At 74.3% G+C, this 17999-nt stretch carries 20 protein-coding genes and 1 pseudogene; 11 read left to right on the top strand and 10 right to left on the bottom strand.

Features of this window, described 5'->3' with window-relative positions:
* Positions 1-286 precede the first annotated feature (286 nt).
* The 5 genes from NX801_RS18775 (at position 287) to NX801_RS18755 (ending at position 4422) form a co-directional block, all read left to right on the top strand.
* Complete coding sequence (locus NX801_RS18775) at positions 287-1207, top strand: AraC family transcriptional regulator (RefSeq protein WP_258788913.1); 921 nt, start codon at positions 287-289, stop codon at positions 1205-1207.
* A 161-nt stretch (positions 1208-1368) separates the two neighbouring features.
* Positions 1369-2229: an AzlC family ABC transporter permease gene (locus tag NX801_RS18770; RefSeq protein WP_258788912.1), complete on the top strand. Its 861-nt coding sequence runs from the start codon at positions 1369-1371 to the stop codon at positions 2227-2229.
* Between the two features lie 11 nt (positions 2230-2240).
* The gene (locus tag NX801_RS18765; RefSeq protein WP_258788911.1) at positions 2241-2546 is read left to right on the top strand and encodes an AzlD domain-containing protein; all 306 of its coding nucleotides are present in this window, start codon (positions 2241-2243) and stop codon (positions 2544-2546) included.
* Between the two features lie 70 nt (positions 2547-2616).
* Positions 2617-2811, top strand: a complete 195-nt coding sequence (locus NX801_RS18760; RefSeq protein WP_258788910.1) for a DUF3046 domain-containing protein — start codon at positions 2617-2619, stop codon at positions 2809-2811.
* A 372-nt stretch (positions 2812-3183) separates the two neighbouring features.
* The gene (locus NX801_RS18755) at positions 3184-4422 is read left to right on the top strand and encodes an AI-2E family transporter (RefSeq protein WP_309505857.1); all 1239 of its coding nucleotides are present in this window, start codon (positions 3184-3186) and stop codon (positions 4420-4422) included.
* Between the two features lie 109 nt (positions 4423-4531).
* Here the strand turns inward: NX801_RS18755 and NX801_RS18750 are convergent, their stop codons facing one another.
* Together NX801_RS18750 and NX801_RS18745 are read right to left on the bottom strand one after the other, a co-directional pair.
* Positions 4532-5392, bottom strand: a complete 861-nt coding sequence (locus tag NX801_RS18750; protein ID WP_258788908.1) for an NmrA family NAD(P)-binding protein — start codon at positions 5390-5392, stop codon at positions 4532-4534.
* Between the two features lie 121 nt (positions 5393-5513).
* A complete protein-coding gene (locus tag NX801_RS18745; RefSeq protein ID WP_258788907.1) occupies positions 5514-5945 on the bottom strand; it encodes a nuclear transport factor 2 family protein in 432 nt (143 codons plus the stop codon).
* 194 nt (positions 5946-6139) lie between these two features.
* Here NX801_RS18745 and NX801_RS18740 point away from each other — a divergent pair, with 194 nt between their 5' ends.
* From NX801_RS18740 to NX801_RS18725, 4 genes and pseudogenes are all read left to right on the top strand, one after another.
* Complete coding sequence (locus NX801_RS18740) at positions 6140-6712, top strand: TetR/AcrR family transcriptional regulator (protein WP_258788906.1); 573 nt, start codon at positions 6140-6142, stop codon at positions 6710-6712.
* A gap of 141 nt (positions 6713-6853) precedes the next feature.
* The gene (locus NX801_RS18735) at positions 6854-7300 is read left to right on the top strand and encodes an FAD-dependent monooxygenase (protein WP_258788905.1); all 447 of its coding nucleotides are present in this window, start codon (positions 6854-6856) and stop codon (positions 7298-7300) included.
* Positions 7301-7402: 102 nt separating this feature from the next.
* Positions 7403-7597, top strand: coding sequence for a hypothetical protein (locus NX801_RS18730; RefSeq protein ID WP_258788904.1), 195 nt, complete (start codon positions 7403-7405; stop codon positions 7595-7597).
* A 20-nt stretch (positions 7598-7617) separates the two neighbouring features.
* A pseudogene (locus tag NX801_RS18725) lies at positions 7618-8289 on the top strand (transposase family protein); the annotation flags it as partial.
* Positions 8290-8314: 25 nt separating this feature from the next.
* On the opposite strand, the gene NX801_RS18720 reads toward NX801_RS18725, so the two are convergent.
* Positions 8315-9079: a class I SAM-dependent methyltransferase gene (locus tag NX801_RS18720; RefSeq protein ID WP_258788903.1), complete on the bottom strand. Its 765-nt coding sequence runs from the start codon at positions 9077-9079 to the stop codon at positions 8315-8317.
* Positions 9080-9488: 409 nt separating this feature from the next.
* On the opposite strand from NX801_RS18720, the gene recA reads away from it, so the two are divergent.
* Positions 9489-10622 carry a recombinase RecA gene (recA, locus tag NX801_RS18715; protein WP_258788902.1) on the top strand — a complete coding sequence of 378 codons (1134 nt, stop codon included), beginning with the start codon at positions 9489-9491 and terminating at the stop codon, positions 10620-10622.
* Positions 10623-10626: 4 nt separating this feature from the next.
* On the top strand, positions 10627-11208 hold the full coding sequence (gene recX / locus NX801_RS18710; RefSeq protein WP_258788901.1) for a recombination regulator RecX: 582 nt from the start codon (positions 10627-10629) through the stop codon (positions 11206-11208).
* Between the two features lie 314 nt (positions 11209-11522).
* Here recX and NX801_RS18705 read toward each other — a convergent pair whose 3' ends face one another.
* The 7 genes from NX801_RS18705 to NX801_RS18680 form a co-directional block, all read right to left on the bottom strand.
* The gene (locus NX801_RS18705; RefSeq protein ID WP_258788900.1) at positions 11523-11927 is read right to left on the bottom strand and encodes a rhodanese-like domain-containing protein; all 405 of its coding nucleotides are present in this window, start codon (positions 11925-11927) and stop codon (positions 11523-11525) included.
* The gene (locus NX801_RS18700; RefSeq protein WP_258788899.1) at positions 11924-12535 is read right to left on the bottom strand and encodes a cupin domain-containing protein; all 612 of its coding nucleotides are present in this window, start codon (positions 12533-12535) and stop codon (positions 11924-11926) included. Before NX801_RS18700 ends, NX801_RS18705 begins: the two co-directional genes overlap by 4 nt.
* 284 nt (positions 12536-12819) lie before the next feature.
* Positions 12820-12915, bottom strand: coding sequence for a putative leader peptide (locus NX801_RS30795; RefSeq protein ID WP_309505856.1), 96 nt, complete (start codon positions 12913-12915; stop codon positions 12820-12822).
* A gap of 102 nt (positions 12916-13017) precedes the next feature.
* Complete coding sequence (locus NX801_RS18695; protein ID WP_258788898.1) at positions 13018-14706, bottom strand: FAD-dependent monooxygenase; 1689 nt, start codon at positions 14704-14706, stop codon at positions 13018-13020.
* A gap of 455 nt (positions 14707-15161) precedes the next feature.
* Positions 15162-16112, bottom strand: coding sequence for an amino acid ABC transporter permease (locus tag NX801_RS18690; protein WP_258788897.1), 951 nt, complete (start codon positions 16110-16112; stop codon positions 15162-15164).
* Complete coding sequence (locus tag NX801_RS18685; RefSeq protein ID WP_258788896.1) at positions 16109-16756, bottom strand: amino acid ABC transporter permease; 648 nt, start codon at positions 16754-16756, stop codon at positions 16109-16111. Before NX801_RS18685 ends, NX801_RS18690 begins: the two co-directional genes overlap by 4 nt.
* A 228-nt stretch (positions 16757-16984) precedes the next feature.
* Entirely contained in the window at positions 16985-17908 is a 924-nt protein-coding gene (locus NX801_RS18680; RefSeq protein WP_258788895.1) for a glutamate ABC transporter substrate-binding protein, read from the bottom strand.
* Between the last annotated feature and the right edge of the window lie 91 nt (positions 17909-17999).

The following is a 17999-nucleotide window of genomic DNA, read 5'->3' as shown; positions in this document are numbered from 1 at the left end:
AGCGCCGGGTTGCCGTGGCCGGGGGCCACCGGGTGTCGTGGCCGGGCACCGTGGTCCGGTCCGGCGGGGCCGGTGGCGGGCGCCGGGTCCCGGGCCGGGCGGGTGGCTCGGCCCGGGTGGGGCGGGTCGCGGAGAGCGGCCCTGTGGGGAGCGGGCGGCGGAGGCCGGCCCTGCCGGGCGCGGCCGTCCGGGCAGCCGTCCGGGCAGATGAACACACCGAGGGTGGCCGGTGTCCGGAGACGGGGCACCCCGGCTGAGCCGGGTGGGGGCGGCGCAGAATGGAGGCATGGCACGGGAGAACGGCGGCACGCGGGACAGCGGGCGTGTCGAGCGGGACCGGGACGCGCGGGACGGCGAGCGCCTCGGGCGGGACCGGGACGCGCGGGACGGCGAGTGGGCACGGCACTGGCGGTATCCCGGCGTGCCCGGCCTCGATCTGCTGCGCGCCCGCTATGTACGCCATGAGTTCGCCCGCCACAGCCATGAGGGCTTCGTCATCGGGGCGGTCCGGCGGGGGATCGAGGACGTGATCGTGCCGGAGGGCACCGTACGGGCCCGGCGCGGCAGCGTGGTGATGATCAACCCGGAGGTGCCGCACGCGGCCCGGGCCGGGGCGCCGGAGGGCTGGTCGTACGCCACCCTCTATCCGTCGGCGCGGCTGATCGCGGACATCGCGGAGGAGACCACCACGCTGCGCGGCACCGCCGGCTTCGCCGAGACCATCGTGTCCGACGAGGAGACGGCCCGGCTGGTGCGGGCGGTGCACCGGGCCGCCGAGGAGGGGAACGCGCTCGCCGCCGACAGCCTGCTGCGCATCGCCATGACCCGGCTGCTGCGCCGGTACGGCGGTTCCCTGCCGGTACGGACACCGCCGGCCGCCGGGGCCCGCTCGGCGGCCCGGGCCCGGGACGTCCTGCTGGAGCGGATGGCCGCCCCGCCCTCGCTGGCGGAGCTGGCCACCGAACTGGACGCCCGGCCGTTCACCCTGCTGCGGGCCTTCAAGGCGGCGTACGGGATGCCCCCGCACACCTGGCTCACCGACGCGCGGGTGCGTGCCGCCCGGCGCCTGCTGGAGCGGGGCGTCCCGCCGGCCGAGGCCGCCGTCGCGGTGGGGTTCACCGACCAGCCGCACCTGAACCGGCACTTCACCCGGATCGTCGGGGTACCGCCCGGGGCCTATCAGCGCGAGCGGGCGGCCGGGCGCTGACGGCCCGGGGATCAGACCGCCCGGGAGAGCGGGGGGCGGGGGCGCAAGAACGTACAAGACGGCCGTCCGGCCCGCTCCGTAGCGTCCGGGACGTGCCAGAACAGATGACACCCCCACCCGCCGCCCGGCCGGCGCCACGACCGCCCGGACCCGATATCCGTGTGCGCTCCTCCGACCGGCGCGGAGGGTCCGGCGGAGCCACCGGTTCCGGCCGCGCCGAGTCCCTCCGGGCCGAACCCGTCCGGGCCGAACCGGATCGGGCCGCTTCCGGCCGGGCAACCTCCGACCGGGCCGTCGTACGGGACGCGCTCGGGGTCGGGGTGGCCGTCGGCCTCTCGGGCTTCGCCTTCGGAGTGACCTCGAACGGCGCCGGGCTGAGCCTTCTCCAGACCTGCGCGCTCAGTCTGCTGGTCTTCACCGGCGCCTCGCAGTTCGCGCTGGTCGGGGCGCTGGCCGGCGGCGGCAACCCGTTCACCGCCGCCGCCGGTGCCTTCTTCCTCGGCACCCGGAACGCCTTCTACGGCCTGCGGCTCTCCCGGTCGCTCGCCCTGCCCCGCGCGCTGCGGCCGGCCGCCGCCCAGTGGGTCATCGACGAGACGGCGGCGGTCACCCTGGCGCAGCGGACCCGGCGGGCGGCGCGGATCGGTTTCACGGTCACCGGGCTCACCCTCTATGTGCTGTGGAACCTGACGACGCTGCTCGGGGCGGTGGGCGCCGAGGCGATCGGGGACACCCGGGCCTGGGGGCTGGACGCGGCCGGGCCCGCGGTCTTCCTGGCGCTGCTCGCCCCGATGCTCCGTACGGCGGCCGAGCGGGCCACCGCCGGGATCGCCGTCCTGCTGGGGCTGGGCCTGCTCCCGGTGCTGCCCGCCGGAGTGCCGGTGCTGGTGGCGGCGCTGGCCGCGCCGGCGGTGCTCTGGTACCAGGGCCGCCGGGCGGACCCGGGCGCGGGGAGCCCGCACCCGGAGACCAGGGCGGACAAGACGCCGGAGGCCGGCGGACTCAGCGAGAGGGCGCGGTGATGGGCGGATCGATGAACACCTGGATGGCGATCGGGCTGACCGCGGGCGGTTGTTACCTGCTCAAACTGGCGGGTCTGCTGGTGCCCGCCACCGCGCTGGAGCGGCCGGTCGTGGAGCGGCTGGCAGCGCTGCTGCCGGTCGCCCTGCTGGCCGCGCTCACCGCTCAGCAGACCTTCTCCGACGGCGCCGCCCTGGTCCTGGACGCCCGGGGAGCCGGACTCGCCGCGGCGGCGGTCGCCCTGCTGCTGCGCGCACCGTTCCTGGTGGTGGTCGGCGCCGCGGTGGTCGTCACGGCGGGGGTACGGGCGCTGGGCTGACGGACCGGCCGGCCGCTCCCGACTCCGGTGCGGGCCGGGCCCCGCACCCGGGCGCGGGATACTGGGGATCATGCGGTTGACCACTTTCTGGGAGCGGATGGCGGACCACTTCGGCGCGGCGTACGCCGAGTCCTTCGCCAAGGACCATGTGATGTCCGAACTGGGCGGCCGGACGGTCCGTCAGGCGCTGGCCGACGGCTGGGAGGCGAAGGACGTGTGGCGGGCGGTCTGCGCGGCGGTGGACATACCGGCCGACAAGCGCTGACGAGTACGGCCGAGCGCTGACGAGTACGGTCGAGCGCCGGCTGGCACAGCACGTACCGCGCGCACGGACACGCGCCGACGAGCGCCGACAAGCACGGACACGCGCCCGCAGGCACGGACGAGCGTCGGCAACGCCGACCGGTGCCGACGGCCCGGCCGGCTCCGGGGACGAGCCGCGGGGACGGACCGCCGGGCCCGTCCCCGGGGCGGGCGACCGGCTGTCGGTGCCGTACGGGAGACTTGCCCCGTGGCCCCGACTGACGAGAACGACACACCCGCCCCCGGCCCGGCGGCGCCCGGCCGGGCGAGCGCCGGGCCGCTCCCCGGGGCGGCGGGCGACCCGGCGCCGGCCGGTGCGTCCGGCGCCGCCCGGATGCCCCGCTGGCTCCCCCGAGCCCTGGTACTGGCGCTCGCGCTGTACGCCTGCTTCCAGCTCGGCAACTGGGCCTTTCACCAGCTCATCGGACTGCTGCTCAATATTCTGATCGCCTTCTTCCTGGCCCTGGCCATAGAACCGGCCGTCGGCCGGATGGCCGCGCGGGGAATGCGCCGGGGGCTGGCGACCTTCCTGGTCTTCTTCGTGGTGCTGGCGGCGAGCGCCGGGTTCGTGGTGCTGCTCGGCTCCATGCTGGCCGGTCAGATCATCCAGATGGTCGAGGGCTTCCCGCAGTATCTGGACTCGCTCATCAACTGGACCAACCACACCTTCCACACCGAGCTGTCCCGGGTGGAGGTCCAGGACAGCCTGCTGCGCTCCGACTGGCTGCGGAAGTACGTCCAGAACAGCGCGAGCGGGGTGCTGGACGTGTCGGCGACCGTGCTCGGCGGGCTGTTCAAGCTGCTGACGATCTTCCTGTTCTCGTTCTACTTCGCGGCCGACGGCCCCCGGCTGCGGCGGGCCATCTGTTCCGTACTGCCGCCGGCGAAGCAGGCCGAGGTGCTGCGTGCCTGGGAGATCGCCGTCGACAAGACCGGCGGCTATCTCTACTCGCGCGGTCTGATGGCGCTGATCTCCGGCGTCGCCCACTACATCCTGCTGGTCGTCCTCGACGTGCCGTACGCGCCCGCGCTCGCCGTGTGGGTGGGGCTGGTCTCCCAGTTCCTGCCGACCATCGGCACCTATCTGGCGGGCGCCCTGCCGATGCTGGTCGCCTTCACCGAGAACCCCTGGTACGCGCTGTGGGTGCTGGCCTTCGTCGTGGTGTACCAGCAGTTCGAGAACTACATGCTCCAGCCCAAGCTGACCGCCAGGACCGTGGACATCCACCCCGCGGTGGCCTTCGGTTCGGTGATCGCCGGTACGGCGCTGCTCGGCGCGGTCGGCGCCCTGATCGCGATCCCGGCGGTCGCCACGCTCCAGGCGTTCCTGGGCGCGTATGTGAAGCGGTACGCCGTGATGGACGACCCCCGGGTGCACGGTCACCGGCGCCACGGCGAGCTGGTGCTGGCCCGGGTGCAGCGGGCGCTCCGGGCCAAGCGGGAGCAGGAGGAGCGGACCCGGGGCCGGGAGGATCCCCCGGCCCGCCCCGCCCAGGACGACGGTCGGGACGAGGCCCGGGAGAGTGGCGGGAAGGGTGGTCCGGGCGACGGTCGGGGAAGCGACTCCGAGTAGCCCGGGGCCACGCCGGACGGAGCTCCGCCCGGTACTCCACCCAGTACGCCACCCGGCCGTTCCCGACCGGTGCCCGGTGACGGGCCGGGCGGGAGGCGGCGGGGCGGGCTCACCGTGCGGCGGCGGTGAACGCCTCCCGGTGGGCCAGGGCGTACGCGGCGAAGGAGCGCGGCGGCCGGCCGGTGACCCGCTCCACCGCGTCGGTGACCCGGTCCTCGGCGCCCTCCGCGATCATGCGGTCCAGCCCGGCCAGCAGCGCCGCGAACTCCGCCGGCAGCTCCCGGGCGAGCCGTTCGCGCAGCTCCGCCTCCGGGACGGCCCGGTGGCGCACCGGCCGGCCGGTCACCCCGGCGACGGTGGCGGCGATCTCGTCGTACGAGAGCGTTCCGGGCCCGGTCAGCACCCAGTCCCGGTTGTGCGGGAGGGCGTCGGTGAGGGCCCGGGCGGCCACCGCGGCGATGTCCTCGGCGTCGATGAAGCCCACCCGGCCGTGCCCGGTGGCGGTGACGAGCGTGGCGTCGTCGCGCAGTGATTCGGCGTGCGGGTGCCGGCCGGTGAAGTTCTGCATGAACCAGGACGGCCGCAGCACCGCCCACTCCGGGAACGTCTCCGCCAGCGCCGCGTGGACGGCGCCGGTGCCGGGGCCGCCCCCGGGTACCAGGGAGGAGCTGAGCAGCACCGCCCGCCGTACCCCGGCCCGCCGGGCGCGGTCGAGGAAGGGCAGCATCACGGTGGCGGGCTCCGGATCGCCGATGGGCGGTACGAGATAGATCCCGGCCACGCCGGACAGCGCGGCCTCATGGGTGGCGGGAGCGAACCAGTCGAAGGCCACCGGACCGGCGCCCCCGACGGGAGTGGCCCGGCGCCCGGCGGCCCGGACCCGGTGGCCGCCCTCGGCCAGTCGCCGGACCAGTCGGGCGCCGGTGGTGCCGGTCGCGCCGGTCACCAGAAGGGTGCTGTGCATGTCCATGCGTCGTTCTCCTGAGCTGAGGGGCCGAGATGCCGAGAGGCCGCGAGGCTGTGCGATGCCGAGGGGGCTGAGATGCCGGGGGCGGGGGAGGGGGAACCTTCCCGGCTCGCGGGAGCCGGGCTCAGCCGCGCGGTGCGGCGGGGACGGCGAGCGGGTTCCAGTAGTCGCGGTAGCGGGTGATCCGGCCGGCCACGACGGTGACCACCGCGATGTAGGACATCTCATAGGGCTCGTCCGTGGCGACCACCCGCCCCGTCGCGCGCATCTCCACGACGACGGTGTCGGGATCGGTGGTCCGGTGGATCTCGACGTACGGGAAGTCCTGGATGTCGAGGCGGTCGGGGTAGCCGGCCATGTACGCGGCGACGGCGGCCCTTCCCACCAGCCGCTGCGGCGCTCCCCCGGGGGCGAAGGGGAACTCGAAGACGCCCCGGTCGTCCCAGAGGGCCACCCAGCCGTCGATGTCCTTGTCCAGCAGCAGGCGCAGTCCGTGGCGGTACACCTGCTCGGGGGTCATGGGGTCGTGCTCCGGGGTCGGGGTCTCGGTGGTCATGCCGGTCTCCTCGGGGATCGGATCGTCGTGGGCCGCCGGCCGCGGGCGGTTCGGTCACCGGGCACGGCGGAACCGTGCGGCCGGGCGGCGATAGAATGCGGACCGGCGGTCCATTTGAAGATACGGACCGTCGGTCCGTATTGCAAGATCGCACCGGGCGCGGCGCGGAGAGGCGGCCGCGCGGGAGGTCACCGATGCCCGAACCGCGGCAGCGCGCCGACGCCGTACGCAACCGGGAGACCGTGCTGGACGCGGCCGAGGAACTGTTCACCCGCGCGGGCCCCGCGGGGGTGAGCATGAACGCGGTCGCCACGGCGGCCGGCGTCGGCAAGGGCACCGTCTTCCGGGCGTTCACCGATCGCACCGGCCTGCTCCAGGCCCTCGCCGAGCGCCGCTCCGCTCCGCTGCGCCGGGCCGTCGCGGAAGGAGCCGCCCCGCTCGGTCCCGGGACGCCGCCGCGCGAGCGCGTCCCCGCCGTGCTGGACGCCCTGCTCACGGCCAAGCTCGACAACCAGGCCCTGTATCTGGCGCTGGAGGAGGCGGGTGCGGCCAGTCCGTACCAGAGCCCGTCCTATGCCTGGTGGCACGGGGTGCTGCGGGACAGTCTGGCGGAGCTCACCGACGCGGACCGGGCCGGTTTCCTGGCGCACGTCCTGCTCGCCGCCGTCCGGGCCGACCTGGTGGCGCATCTGGCCGGCGCCGGGCGCGTCCCGGTCGCCGCGCTCCGGCGGCGGCTGGCCGAGTACACGGAATCGGTGCTGCCCTAGGAGGTGGCCGGCCGGCGCCGACGGCCGGTCGGAAGCGCGCCGGCGACCGGGCGCCGGGCCGGGGCAGCGAGGTGCCGGGCCGGAGCGGCGGGGGCCCGGGGCCCGGTCGGCGTCCCGCCGGGCCCGGTTGGAGTGCCGGGCATGGCACCGGCCGTGGAAGTGGTGGGGGCCGGGCCGGTCGGCCTGAGCGCCGCGTTGCTGCTCGCCCGGGCGGGGCTCGACGTGGTGGTGCCGGAACGGCGGCCGGGGCCGGTCACCGAGTCCCAGGCGTCGGACCCGCACGCGCGGACCCCGGAGGCGCTGCCCCCGAGCGGACTGGCCGAGGCGCCGCACCCGCTGGGCCGGCTGCCCGGCGCGACCGCGCGCGGCGGCCCGGCCCCCGGCGGGCTCACCGCCTGGCGCCACGCCCGCCGGGCCGACGCCCTGCGGGTGCCGGCCCGCACCGACCTCGCCACCCGTGCCTGGACGCTGCGCGCCGCGCCCGCCCGTGCCGTACGCGACACCGCCCTGCGCGGCGTCCTCGCCGTCCCGGCCGACCGCCGGCTGCTCACCGAGGCGGTCGCCGGCCCGCACCCGCTCCGGCCCTGAACCCACGGCCGGAGCGCCCGCGCCGGTCGGACATCCCGTCGGCGCCCTTCCTGGTCTGAGACGATCGGCAGGACCGTACGACTGAACGCAGGGGTGAGGAACATGATCGGTCTGCTGCTGCTCGGCGTCTTATTGCTTGCCGTCGGCGGGTGTGCGTGTGTGGTGTGGGCGGAGCGCGGCGGACCCCGCTGGGCCCGCCGCGTGGCGACCGTGACGCTCGCCGTGGGCGAGCTGGTGCGTCGCTCCGAGAAGCGCCGGCGCCGGAGCGTGACGCGGCGCACCAGCGGTCGCGACTAAGGGGTCGCGCAGACAGGGGCGCCTACGAGGCGGTCGCGGACTCCGCTTGCTCGGCTACCACCATCCGCAATCGCCACGACGAGTGCATGCAGCCGGGGCTGTTCGCCCGGCTGAAGCAGATCGCGCTCGACGCCTACGACCGCATCGTCGGTCTCGTCCTCGGCCAGATCGCCGTCGACGGGGCCATCATCAAGGCCCCCGGCGGCGGTGAGGCGGCCGGACGCTCACCGGTCGACCGAGGCAAGCAGGCCATGAAGCGTTCGGGCATGACCGATGGCTACGGCATCCCCATCGGCCGAGTCCTGGCCGGTACCAACTGCCACGACTCGCCGCTCCTGGCGCCAACTCTGGATCTTTCGGCCGCATTCGGACTACTTCCTGACGAGATCACCGTGCGCCTCGGCGCCGGCTGTGACTCGGCCACGTCACGCGCGCCGCTCGACGAACGAGGGTTGCGTGGCCGGATCGCCCACAAGGGGACCAAGGTGCCAGTCCAGGCCGCCCAACGGCGGCACGTCGAGCGAACCGCCTGGCAGAACGCCTTCCATCGGCTCACCCGCTGCTACGAACGCCGTACGACCGTCGTCAACGGCTTCTTCGGCCTCGCCGACACGGTCATCACCGTCCGTAGCCCGATCCGCCGGGCATGGACCACCCACCGCTGGGACAGCCGGCCGAACCGCCGTCCCTGAAGGCACGCCTGGCCTCCGCAGGCTCTTACGCGCGCTCAGGCTTGCGTGCCTCGATGAGGGTCCTGGAGGAGTGGGCGATGAAGGGGCCCTCGGCCCCGGTTTTCTCGTGCAGCTCGCGCAAGCGTCCGCGGTACTGCTCGACGGTAAAGCCGGGCACCGTCCAGATCACCTTACGCAGGAAGTAGATCACGGCGCCGACGTCGAAGAACTCCATCCTCAGCCGCTCCGTGCGCACGTCGACGATCTCCAGGCCGGCGGCCTTCGCCGCCGCGGTCTCGTCGTCGGGGTGCCGCTTCCGGCGCGCCTCGGACTGCGGCCCCAGGAAGTACTCCACCAGCTCCCACACGCTGGCGGGGCCGACATGCTGGGCGAAGTACGTCCCACCCGGTCGCAGCACCCGCGCGATCTCGGACCACCACACCGTCGCGGGATGCCGGCTGGTCACCAGGTCGAATGCTTCATCGGCGAACGGCAGCGGCGGCTCGTCCGGGTCGGCGACGACCACCGCCCCGCGCGGGTGCAGCAGCCTGGTCGCCTTGGCCACGTTCGGCGGCCAGGACTCCGTCGCGGCCATCGTGGGCGGCATCCTCTCCGCCCCGGCCAGGACCTCACCGCCACCGGTCTGGATATCGAGCGCCGCCGACACTACCGCGAGCCGCCGACTCATCGCCTGCTGATAGCCCCACGACGGGCGTTCCTCGGTCGCCCGGCCGTCCAGCCAGGAGAAATCCCAGCCCTCCACGGAAGCCGACTCGGCTTCGGCGACAAGCTCTTCAAAAGGACGTGACATATCCACATCATTACGCACCAGCCCACCCGAAGGCACACGATATTTCGCTGTGGCCCCCAGCAAGACGGTGACGGGAGCAACGTACGGCGGCGGCCGAACCGCTGCCCGTGAGGGCGCGCCTATCTGCGCGAGCTCCAAAAACGGTCGGAGCCGACGGGGCAGAGCCGACTGGGGCTCGGTCAAGTTCACTCGTCGGAGGTCGATGGCGCACGGCCGGTCCCTGGCGTGGCTCGCTTGACACTAAAATCGAACATCCATTCTGATGGGGGTCCGGCCCGGGAATCCGGGGTGCCGGGGGTGCCGGTGCGGAGTTGTCCACAGGTCGGAAGGACGGCGGGGCCCATTGTCAGTGGCAGGGGTTAGCGTCTTTGACGTGAAGCGATCGACACAAGCAAACCGGGTGGAACCCATGGCAGGAACCGACCGCGAGAAGGCGCTCGACGCCGCGCTCGCGCAGATTGAACGACAGTTCGGCAAGGGCGCCGTGATGCGCATGGGCGAGCGGTCGAAGGAGCCCATCGAGGTCATCTCGACCGGTTCGACCGCGCTGGACGTCGCGCTCGGCGTCGGTGGCCTGCCGCGCGGCCGGGTGGTGGAGATCTACGGCCCGGAGTCCTCCGGCAAGACGACCCTGACCCTGCACGCCGTGGCCAACGCGCAGAAGGCCGGCGGTCAGGTCGCCTTCGTGGACGCGGAGCACGCTCTCGACCCCGAGTACGCCAAGAAGCTCGGCGTCGACATCGACAACCTGATCCTCTCCCAGCCGGACAACGGCGAGCAGGCCCTGGAGATCGTGGACATGCTGGTCCGCTCCGGGGCGCTGGACCTGATCGTCATCGACTCGGTGGCCGCGCTGGTGCCGCGCGCCGAGATCGAGGGCGAGATGGGCGACTCCCACGTGGGTCTCCAGGCCCGGCTGATGAGCCAGGCGCTCCGGAAGATCACCAGCGCGCTCAACCAGTCCAAGACCACGGCGATCTTCATCAACCAGCTCCGCGAGAAGATCGGTGTGATGTTCGGCTCGCCGGAGACCACGACCGGTGGCCGCGCGCTGAAGTTCTACGCCTCCGTGCGCATCGACATCCGCCGGATCGAGACCCTCAAGGACGGCACCGAGGCGGTCGGCAACCGCACCCGCTGCAAGGTCGTCAAGAACAAGGTCGCGCCGCCGTTCAAGCAGGCGGAGTTCGACATCCTCTACGGCCAGGGCATCAGCCGCGAGGGCGGTCTGATCGACATGGGCGTGGAGCACGGCTTCGTGCGCAAGGCCGGTGCCTGGTACACCTACGAGGGCGACCAGCTGGGCCAGGGCAAGGAGAACGCCCGCAACTTCCTCAAGGACAACCCCGACCTCGCCGACGAGATCGAGAAGAAGATCAAGGAGAAGCTGGGCGTCGGCGTCCGTCCCGAGGAGCCGTCGGCCGAGCCGGCCGCCGACGCGGCGGCCACGGCGGCCGGCGCGGGTGACCCCGCCAAGCCGTCCGTACCGGCTCCCGCGGTGAAGGCCACCAAGGCGACCAAGGCCACCGCCGCGAAGAGCTAGCGCCATGGTCCGGCGCACCGAATGGCCGGGCGACAGCTCCGACTCGTCGAGGGCCGGGAACGAGCTGTCGCCCCCGTTGTCCCCGCCGCCGCAGGACCCGGCCGAGCGGGCGCGGGCGATCTGTCTGCGCCTGCTCACCGGCACCCCACGCACCCGGGGCCAGCTCGCCGAGGCCCTGCGCAAGCGGGAGGTCCCGGACGAGATCGCCGAGGAGGTGCTCGCCCGCTTCGAGGAGGCCGGCCTCATCGACGACGCCGCCTTCGCGGACGCCTGGGTGGAGTCCCGGCACCACGGCCGGGGCCTGGCCCGCCGCGCCCTGGCCCGGGAGCTGCGGACCAAGGGCGTGGACTCGGCACTGATCGACCGAGCGGTGGGGCAGCTCGACACCGAGCAGGAGGAGGCGACCGCTCGCGAGCTGGTGGACCGCAAGCTCCGGGCCACCCGGGGCCTCGACCGCGACCGCCGGCTGCGCCGCCTCGCCGGCATGCTCGCCCGCAAGGGGTACGGGGAGGGCCTGGCCCTGCGGGTGGTCCGGCAGGCCCTGGAGGAGGAGGGCGAGGACACCGACGGGCTGGAAGGACTGTAGGACCGGGGCCGGAACCGGGGGAGGACGGCGGCTGGGGGGCCGGGGTGCCGGTCTTCCCGGGCGGCGGACTCCGGAGCCGGGCGGCCGGGGCCTGGTCTCGGATGCTCGGATGCCCGGAGCCCAGTCCCGGGTGCCGGGCCGGAGCCGTGACCGCTCCGGCCGGCGTGGACGCGCGCGCCTGTGACCGCCGGGGCCCGGTGGCCGCTGTGCGGCCTGCCCGGACGCTCCGCGCCGTCCGGGGGAGTGGTCCGGCCGCCGGGCCGGGGCCGGTACGGCAGGGTCCTGCCGATCCGGACGGGCGCGGCCCGGGGGTGTCAGGCGACCGGGAGGCCGGCGGCGCGCCAGGCCTGGAAGCCGCCGATCAGGTCGGTCGCCCGGCGCAGGCCCAGCTGGTGGAGGGAGGCGGCCGCCAGTGAGGAGGCGTACCCCTCGTTGCACACCACCACGACCCGCAGATCATGACCGGTCGCCTCGGGCACCCGGTGGTTGCCGCGCGGGTCCAGGCGCCACTCCAGCTCATTGCGCTCGATCACCAGCGCCCCCGGAATCAGCCCGTCGCGCTCCCGCAGCGCCGCGTACCTGATGTCCACCAGCAGCGCCTCGCCGGCCCCGGCCGCCGTGTACGCCTCCCGGGGCCCGATCCGGTCCAGGCCCTCCCGGACCCGCTCCAGCAGCTCGTCGATACCGGTGCCGGCCGGGTCCCGCTCCGCCGCGCTCACTGCCAGTCCTCCGGCCGCTCCACCTGCTCCAGCCGCAGCACCTGGCCGGTCCGGCTGAACCGTCGCATCAGCGGCAGCGGCGGGTAGTAGGCGTGCACCGACACGGCGTGCTCGGTGGCCGACTCGTTGAGCACCTCGTGCACATGGTGGCGCCCGAACGCCCGGCCGGTGCCCGCCGGGAGCAGGCGCCGGCGGTCGACGCCCTCGTGGAGTTCCAGGGTCCGCCAGCCCCCCGAGGGCAGACGGACCGAGAGCGCGTGCTCGCGGAGGGCGCCGCGCGCGGTGGCGAAGGCCCCGTGCGACTCGGCGTGGTCGTGCCAGCCGGTCCCGGTGCCGGGCGGCCAGCCGATGAGCCAGGCCTCGCTGCCTGCGGGGCCGTCGAGCCGCACCCAGGTCCGGCCCTCCGGATCGAGCGGCAGCGAGGCGACCAGGGCGGCGTCGGCGGCGGTACGGCGTACGAAGGCGAGCAGTTCGGCGGCGGTCGGGGCCACCGCCCGGTCCGGGCCGACGGCCGTTCCCGAGGCGGTGGCCGGCCCGGAAGGAGCAGGGGAGGGAGAAGCGGAAGGAGCAGGGGAGGGAGAAGGGGATGCCGAAGGAAGGAGCGTCATGAGGAACCGTCCTGAGAGTCCTGGACCGGCGGTCGCGGCGGCGCGGGGCGCCGGAGCGCCGCCGGACGGGCACCGCCCGCGAGCGGGGACGCCATGACGCCGGCGGACGGCCGGTGCGGCCCGGAGGCCGGGAGACCGGAGACGTCCACCGGACGCGGGACGCCCCGTCACGGGGAGCCCGGAGGGCGGCGGGACCGGAAGCCGGGCGCCCGGAGACGGGCGCCGGAGAGCCGAACGCGACCGGACCCGGCCGAAGAGAACACCGGGTGAGTGGGGGCGCTGGTTCAGCAGGACGGACGACACACGCAGCCGGCGTAGCGGAGCAGGTCCATGTGGAACCTCCGCCACAGGCGCACATCGGTGTCGTTCAGGGTGGTCATGATGGACCGGAGTACAGCACGGGTGCCCGGCGCCGGTCAATCACCGACCGGTCCCCGGACAGCGGCCGGCCGGTGCGCCACCGGGCCCCGGCCGGCCGCCGGTCAGTCCGTCCCGGCGGTCGCGTCGCTGGGCACGGCGGCGGGCGCTCCGCCCCGCACCGCCTCGGCCGCCGCCCGCAGTTCGGCCGGGCGGACCCCGCCGAACGAGGCCGCCAGATGCCCGTCCGGGCGCACCAGCAGCACCGCGTGCGCCGGCGCGCCCGGGTACGCCTCGGTGACCAGCACCTCGCCGGGCACCGGCAGCGCGGCCACCGTCTCCGCGAGGCGCGGCATCACCCCGGCGGTGGCCCAGTGGCGCCGGTCCCACACCCCGGTGCCGGGCGCGACCAGGACCACCAGCAGCCGGCCCCGCCCCAGCCGCTCGCGCAGCCGTCCGGTGGTGCCGTCCGGCGCCGTGACCCGGACGTCCTCGGCGGGCGCGCCCTCCGGGGTGCCCACCGCGGACCGCCCCCCGGCGTCCGGGGGCGCGAGCGGGGAGAGCGGATACGCCGGGGGCGCGCCCAGCGGCCCGAGCCCCAGGTGCCCGTCGGTCAGCAGCGCGTCATGGCCGGAGCCCCGCAGCACCGTCCGCAGCCCGCCCGGACCACGCAGCACCGGCAGCGACTGGTCGGCGGCGCGCAGCCGGGCGGCGACCGCCGTGCGCCGTTCGGCCTGATAGCTGTCGAGCAGCGTCTCCGAGGCGCCGTGGTGCCGGTCGAGGGCCAGCTTCCAGGCGAGGTTGGCGGCGTCCCGGAGCCCCTCGTCGAGTCCCTGGGTGCCGAGCGCGCCCAGCAGATGGGCGGCGTCCCCGGCGAGGAAGGCCCGGCCCGCCCGCCAGCTCTTCGCCAGCCGGTGGTGGAGCGTGTAGACGCCGGTGTCCAGCAGGTCGTACGCGGGGGTGTGACCGCACCAGCCGGCGAGCGTCTCGCGGATCCGGCCGATCAGCGCGTCCGGGGTCACCAGTTCGCCGCGCGGGGGCAGCAGCCAGTCCAGCCGCCAGGTCCCGTCCGGCAGCGGCCGGGCGGTGATCTCCTCGCCGCCGCTCCGCCACGGCGGCCGGCGGTGCAGCAGCGCCTCGCCGGGCCACGGCAGCTCGGCGCGGAGCGCGGCGACGGCGTGCCGCTCCACCGCCGTCCGGCCCGGGAAGCGGATGCCGAGCAGCTTGCGCACCGTGGAACGGGCGCCGTCGCAGCCGACCAGATGACTTCCCCGCCACCAGGTGTCCTCCGCACCCCGGGCGTGGACCGAGACGCCCCGGTCGTCCTGCTCCACGGCGTCCACCCGGCTGTACGGGACCAGTCGCACCAGCTTCCGGTCCGGCAGCGCCGCGAGGGCGTCCCGCAGCCGGCGGACCAGCGCGTGCTGCGGGAGGTGCAGCGGCGGCACCGGACCGGGGCCCTGCCCGGTGGCGGCGTCCGGCGCGGGCGACCGGCCCGGGGACACCTCCGGCCGGCGCGGTTCGGGCAGGGCGGGCTCGGGGCCGTACGGAGCGAAGGCGAGCTGCCGGGTCGGCTGCCTGCGGCGCATCGAGCGCCAGCCGGTCCAGCGGGCCCCGTCGAGTTCGAGGCCGGGGCAGCCGAGCCCGGTGAGGAAGGCGGCCGTGTCGGGGCGGAGCACGGCCGTCCGCGCGGCGCGGACCTCCTCGGCGCCGGAGCCCTCGTCCAGCACGACGCAGGGCACTTCCTGAGCGGCCAGCGCCAGGGCGAGCGCGAGACCGACCGGTCCCGCGCCGACCACGATCACCGGGTCCACGACGGCGCTCCCGGAACCGGTACGAACCCCCGGCGGACGGCCGGCCGGGCGGACCGCCCGGCGCACCCGCGCGCGGCCCGGTGGGCCCCCTGTTGAGCAGGGGAAAGAAGGGACGGAGCGGCTGGAGTCCGGCGGCGCGCGATCACAGAACGTATGCAACCTACTGCGGGTGCTTGCGTCAAGTGACGGGGGCAGCGGCGCGACCGCCACTGCCCCCGTACGGCGCCCGGCGCGCCCCCGTGCGGCGCCCGGCGGGCCCGGATCACCCCACGCGCCGTCAGTTCCCGCCATCCACCAGCCGTGTTCGGACGCCGGTCTCCGCCGGCCCGTTCCGCCCCCCCCGCACGTGGTCCGCGCCTGTCCGTCGGTTTTCCGGTACGTGGTCCGCGCCGGTTTCCCGTAGGTGATCCACCCCGGCCCGTTCCGCTCTGCGGTACGCGCTTCCCGCCGGCTCGTCAGTCCTTCGCGGGCCCCCGTCCGGTTCCGTCGGCGGCGGTGCCCGGGGTGTCCTCGTGGGCGAGGACCGCCCCGGAGGCCGCCTCGCCGCCCAGGACGGCGGCCGCGGCCGCGGGTTCGGCGGCCGGGGCGATCCCGATGCCGGACTTGGCGCGGCGGCCGCGCTTCTCGATCCAGGTGGCGAGCGCGGAGAGCGCCAGACACATCGCCACATAGATCGTGCCGGCCACGACGATCGTCGAGACGTACGGATACTGCCCGTTGACCAGGGTGGTGGCGCTGATCAGCCGGACCGAGTTCAGCAGCTCGGGGTAGAGGATGATGTAGCCGAGCGAGGTGTCCTTGAGGGTCACCACCAGCTGGCTGATGATGGTCGGCAGCATGGCCCGGACCGCCTGCGGCAGCAGGACGGTGGTCATCACCTGGGTCTTGCTCATGCCGAGCGCGTAGGCCGCCTCCCGCTGGCCCTTCGGCACCGCGTTGACGCCCGCCCGCAGCACCTCGGCCTGAACGCAGCCGTTGTAGAGCGACAGACCGATGGCCAGGGCCCACATCGAGTGGTCGATCAGCAGGCCGACCCAGACGGCGTAGATGGTGATCAGCAGCGGGATGGACCGGAAGAGCTCGATGAAGCCGGTGGCCAGCAGGCGGACCGGGCGGTGGTCGGAGAGCCGGGCGACGGCCAGCAGCACCCCGAGGGCCAGCGAGCCCACGGCGGCGAGGCCGAACACCTTCAGGGTGGCGACCAGGCCGTCCGCGATGTTCTCCCGGATGCCCGAGTAGTTGAAGATGTCCCACATCTCCGGGGCGAGGTGGCCCTTGTCGCTCAGCCGGACGACGCTGACGGTGATCAGCGCCACGATGGCGAGCGCGCCGAGGACGGCGAAGACGCGGTTGCGGACGACGGCCCGGGGGCCGGGTGCGTCGAAGAGCACGCTGGAAGAACTCATCGGGCGACCTCCAGGCGGCGCTCCAGGACACGGAAGACGCCACTGATGGTGAAGGTGACGATCAGATAGGCGACGGCGACCCAGAAGAAGACGGGGACGATGCTGTAACCCTCCTCGCTCATCACCTTCTGCCAGCCGAACAGCTCGGTGACGCTGAAGGCGCCCGCGATGGCCGAGTTCTTGGTGAGCGCGATGAGGATCGAGCTCAGCGGCGGCAGTACGGTCCGGGTGGCCTGCGGCAGCACGATCATGCGCAGGGTCTGGGTGAACGACATACCGAGCGAGCGGGCCGCCTCGGCCTGCCCGAGCGGCACCGTGTTGATGCCGGAGCGCACCGCCTCGCAGATGAAGGACGAGGTGTAGAAGCCCAGCGCGAGCGAGCCGAGGACGAAGGCGCTCATGCCCGGGAAGAGGATCTCGGGCACCACGAAGGTGGTGACGAGGAAGAGCAGCGTCAGCGGGGTGTTCCGCAGCAGGGTGACCCACGCGGTGCCGAACCACCGCAGCGGCGGCACCGGGGAGACCCGGAATCCGGCGACGACCAGGCCGAGGACCAGCGCGATCACCGAGCTCACGGCGGTGATCGACACGGTTCCCAGGAAGCCGTCCCGGAAATCTGAGAAATGATCGAGCAGTACGTTCATGGGGTCTCCGCGTCGGCGGTCAGCTGCGGGCGGCGGGCGGGTACGGGCGGTACGGGACGGGCACGTACGGGACGGACGGGGACGGGCACGGCGGAGCGCTCGGGCCCGACGGAGCCGCGGGTGCCGGGCCGGCGGGCGCGGCCGCCGGCCCGGAGCGCCCCGTACGGGCGGCGGTACGGGCGCTCCGGGGCGGCCGGGCGGGTGCGGGGCCCGGCGGCGGGAGCGGGCTCAGTAGCGGACGACGGCCGGCGGCTCGGCGTAGGCGGAGCCGGAGAGGCCGAGGGTCGCCTCGTACGCCTTCTTGTAGGTGCCGTCCTTGACCCGGCCCTCCAGCGACTTGTTGATCGCCTCGCGCAGGACCTTGTCGTCCTTGTTGAGGCCGACGCCGTACGGCTCCTTGGTGAACGGCTTGCCGACCACCTTGAGCTTGCCGGGGTTCTGGGCGGCGTAGCCCTTGAGGACGGAGTCGTCGGTGGTCACCGCGTCGACCTGCTTGGTGAGCAACTGCTGGACGCAGTCGGAGTACTTGCCCAGCTCGCTGGTCTCGGCACCGTACTGGGGCTTCTTGATCTCCTGGAGCGGAGTGGAGCCCTTGATGGAGCAGACCTTCTTGCCCTTGAGGGTGTCGGGGCCGGTGATCGCGGTCTCGTCCTTGCGCACCAGCAGGTCGGCGCCGGCCTGGTAGTACGGGCCGGCGAAGCCGACCTGCGCCTTGCGCTTGTCGTTGATGGTGTAGGTGCCGACGTAGTAGTCCACCTGACCGGAGGAGATGGCGGTCTCCCGGGTGGCGGAGTCGACGGTCTTCCACTCGATCTGGCCGACGGTGAAGCCCAGGTCGGCGGCGACCATCTTGGCTATCTCGATGTCGAAGCCCGAGCGCTCCTTGGTCGACTGGTCCTCGAAGCCCAGGTACGGCTGGTCCGCCTTGGCGCCGATGACCAGCTTGCCGCGCTCCTTGGCCTTCTTGAAGGTCGGCGAGTCCAGCTTCACGTCCGTGGCGACGATGTACTGGGGCAGCGCCGGAGCGTTGGTGGCGCCCGGCTGCACCCCGCTCGGCTTGTCGCCGGCGGAGCCCTCCTTGCCGCCACAGGCGGTAGCGGTCAGGGCGAGGACGGCGACGGCAGCGGCGGCGGCCGTTTTGCGGAGCATCATGGTCAACATCCCTTGGTTCGTGGGTCGGTGGATCGGAGTCCGGCGGTCGTCCGGGGAGGCGGTGCTGGCCCGGCGGGGGGCGCCGGGAACG

The organism is Streptomyces pyxinae (assembly GCF_024756275.1).
Taxonomy (GTDB): Bacteria; Actinomycetota; Actinomycetes; order Streptomycetales; family Streptomycetaceae; genus Streptomyces; species Streptomyces pyxinae.
This window is presented reverse-complemented; position numbering and strand designations above follow the sequence as displayed.

Coding starts and splice junctions, on each gene's coding strand:
- NX801_RS18775 (WP_258788913.1), top strand. CDS start 287: ATGGCACGGGAGAACGGCGGCACGCGGGACAGCGGGCGTGTCGAGCGG.
- NX801_RS18765 (WP_258788911.1), top strand. CDS start 2,241: ATGAACACCTGGATGGCGATCGGGCTGACCGCGGGCGGTTGTTACCTG.
- NX801_RS18760 (WP_258788910.1), top strand. CDS start 2,617: ATGCGGTTGACCACTTTCTGGGAGCGGATGGCGGACCACTTCGGCGCG.
- NX801_RS18755 (WP_309505857.1), top strand. CDS start 3,184: ATGCCCCGCTGGCTCCCCCGAGCCCTGGTACTGGCGCTCGCGCTGTAC.
- NX801_RS18750 (WP_258788908.1), bottom strand. CDS start 5,392: ATGGACATGCACAGCACCCTTCTGGTGACCGGCGCGACCGGCACCACC.
- NX801_RS18745 (WP_258788907.1), bottom strand. CDS start 5,945: ATGACCACCGAGACCCCGACCCCGGAGCACGACCCCATGACCCCCGAG.
- NX801_RS18740 (WP_258788906.1), top strand. CDS start 6,140: ATGCCCGAACCGCGGCAGCGCGCCGACGCCGTACGCAACCGGGAGACC.
- NX801_RS18735 (WP_258788905.1), top strand. CDS start 6,854: ATGGCACCGGCCGTGGAAGTGGTGGGGGCCGGGCCGGTCGGCCTGAGC.
- NX801_RS18730 (WP_258788904.1), top strand. CDS start 7,403: ATGATCGGTCTGCTGCTGCTCGGCGTCTTATTGCTTGCCGTCGGCGGG.
- NX801_RS18720 (WP_258788903.1), bottom strand. CDS start 9,079: ATGTCACGTCCTTTTGAAGAGCTTGTCGCCGAAGCCGAGTCGGCTTCC.
- recA (WP_258788902.1), top strand. CDS start 9,489: ATGGCAGGAACCGACCGCGAGAAGGCGCTCGACGCCGCGCTCGCGCAG.
- recX (WP_258788901.1), top strand. CDS start 10,627: ATGGTCCGGCGCACCGAATGGCCGGGCGACAGCTCCGACTCGTCGAGG.
- NX801_RS18700 (WP_258788899.1), bottom strand. CDS start 12,535: ATGACGCTCCTTCCTTCGGCATCCCCTTCTCCCTCCCCTGCTCCTTCC.
- NX801_RS30795 (WP_309505856.1), bottom strand. CDS start 12,915: ATGACCACCCTGAACGACACCGATGTGCGCCTGTGGCGGAGGTTCCAC.
- NX801_RS18690 (WP_258788897.1), bottom strand. CDS start 16,112: ATGAGTTCTTCCAGCGTGCTCTTCGACGCACCCGGCCCCCGGGCCGTC.
- NX801_RS18685 (WP_258788896.1), bottom strand. CDS start 16,756: ATGAACGTACTGCTCGATCATTTCTCAGATTTCCGGGACGGCTTCCTG.
- NX801_RS18680 (WP_258788895.1), bottom strand. CDS start 17,908: ATGATGCTCCGCAAAACGGCCGCCGCCGCTGCCGTCGCCGTCCTCGCC.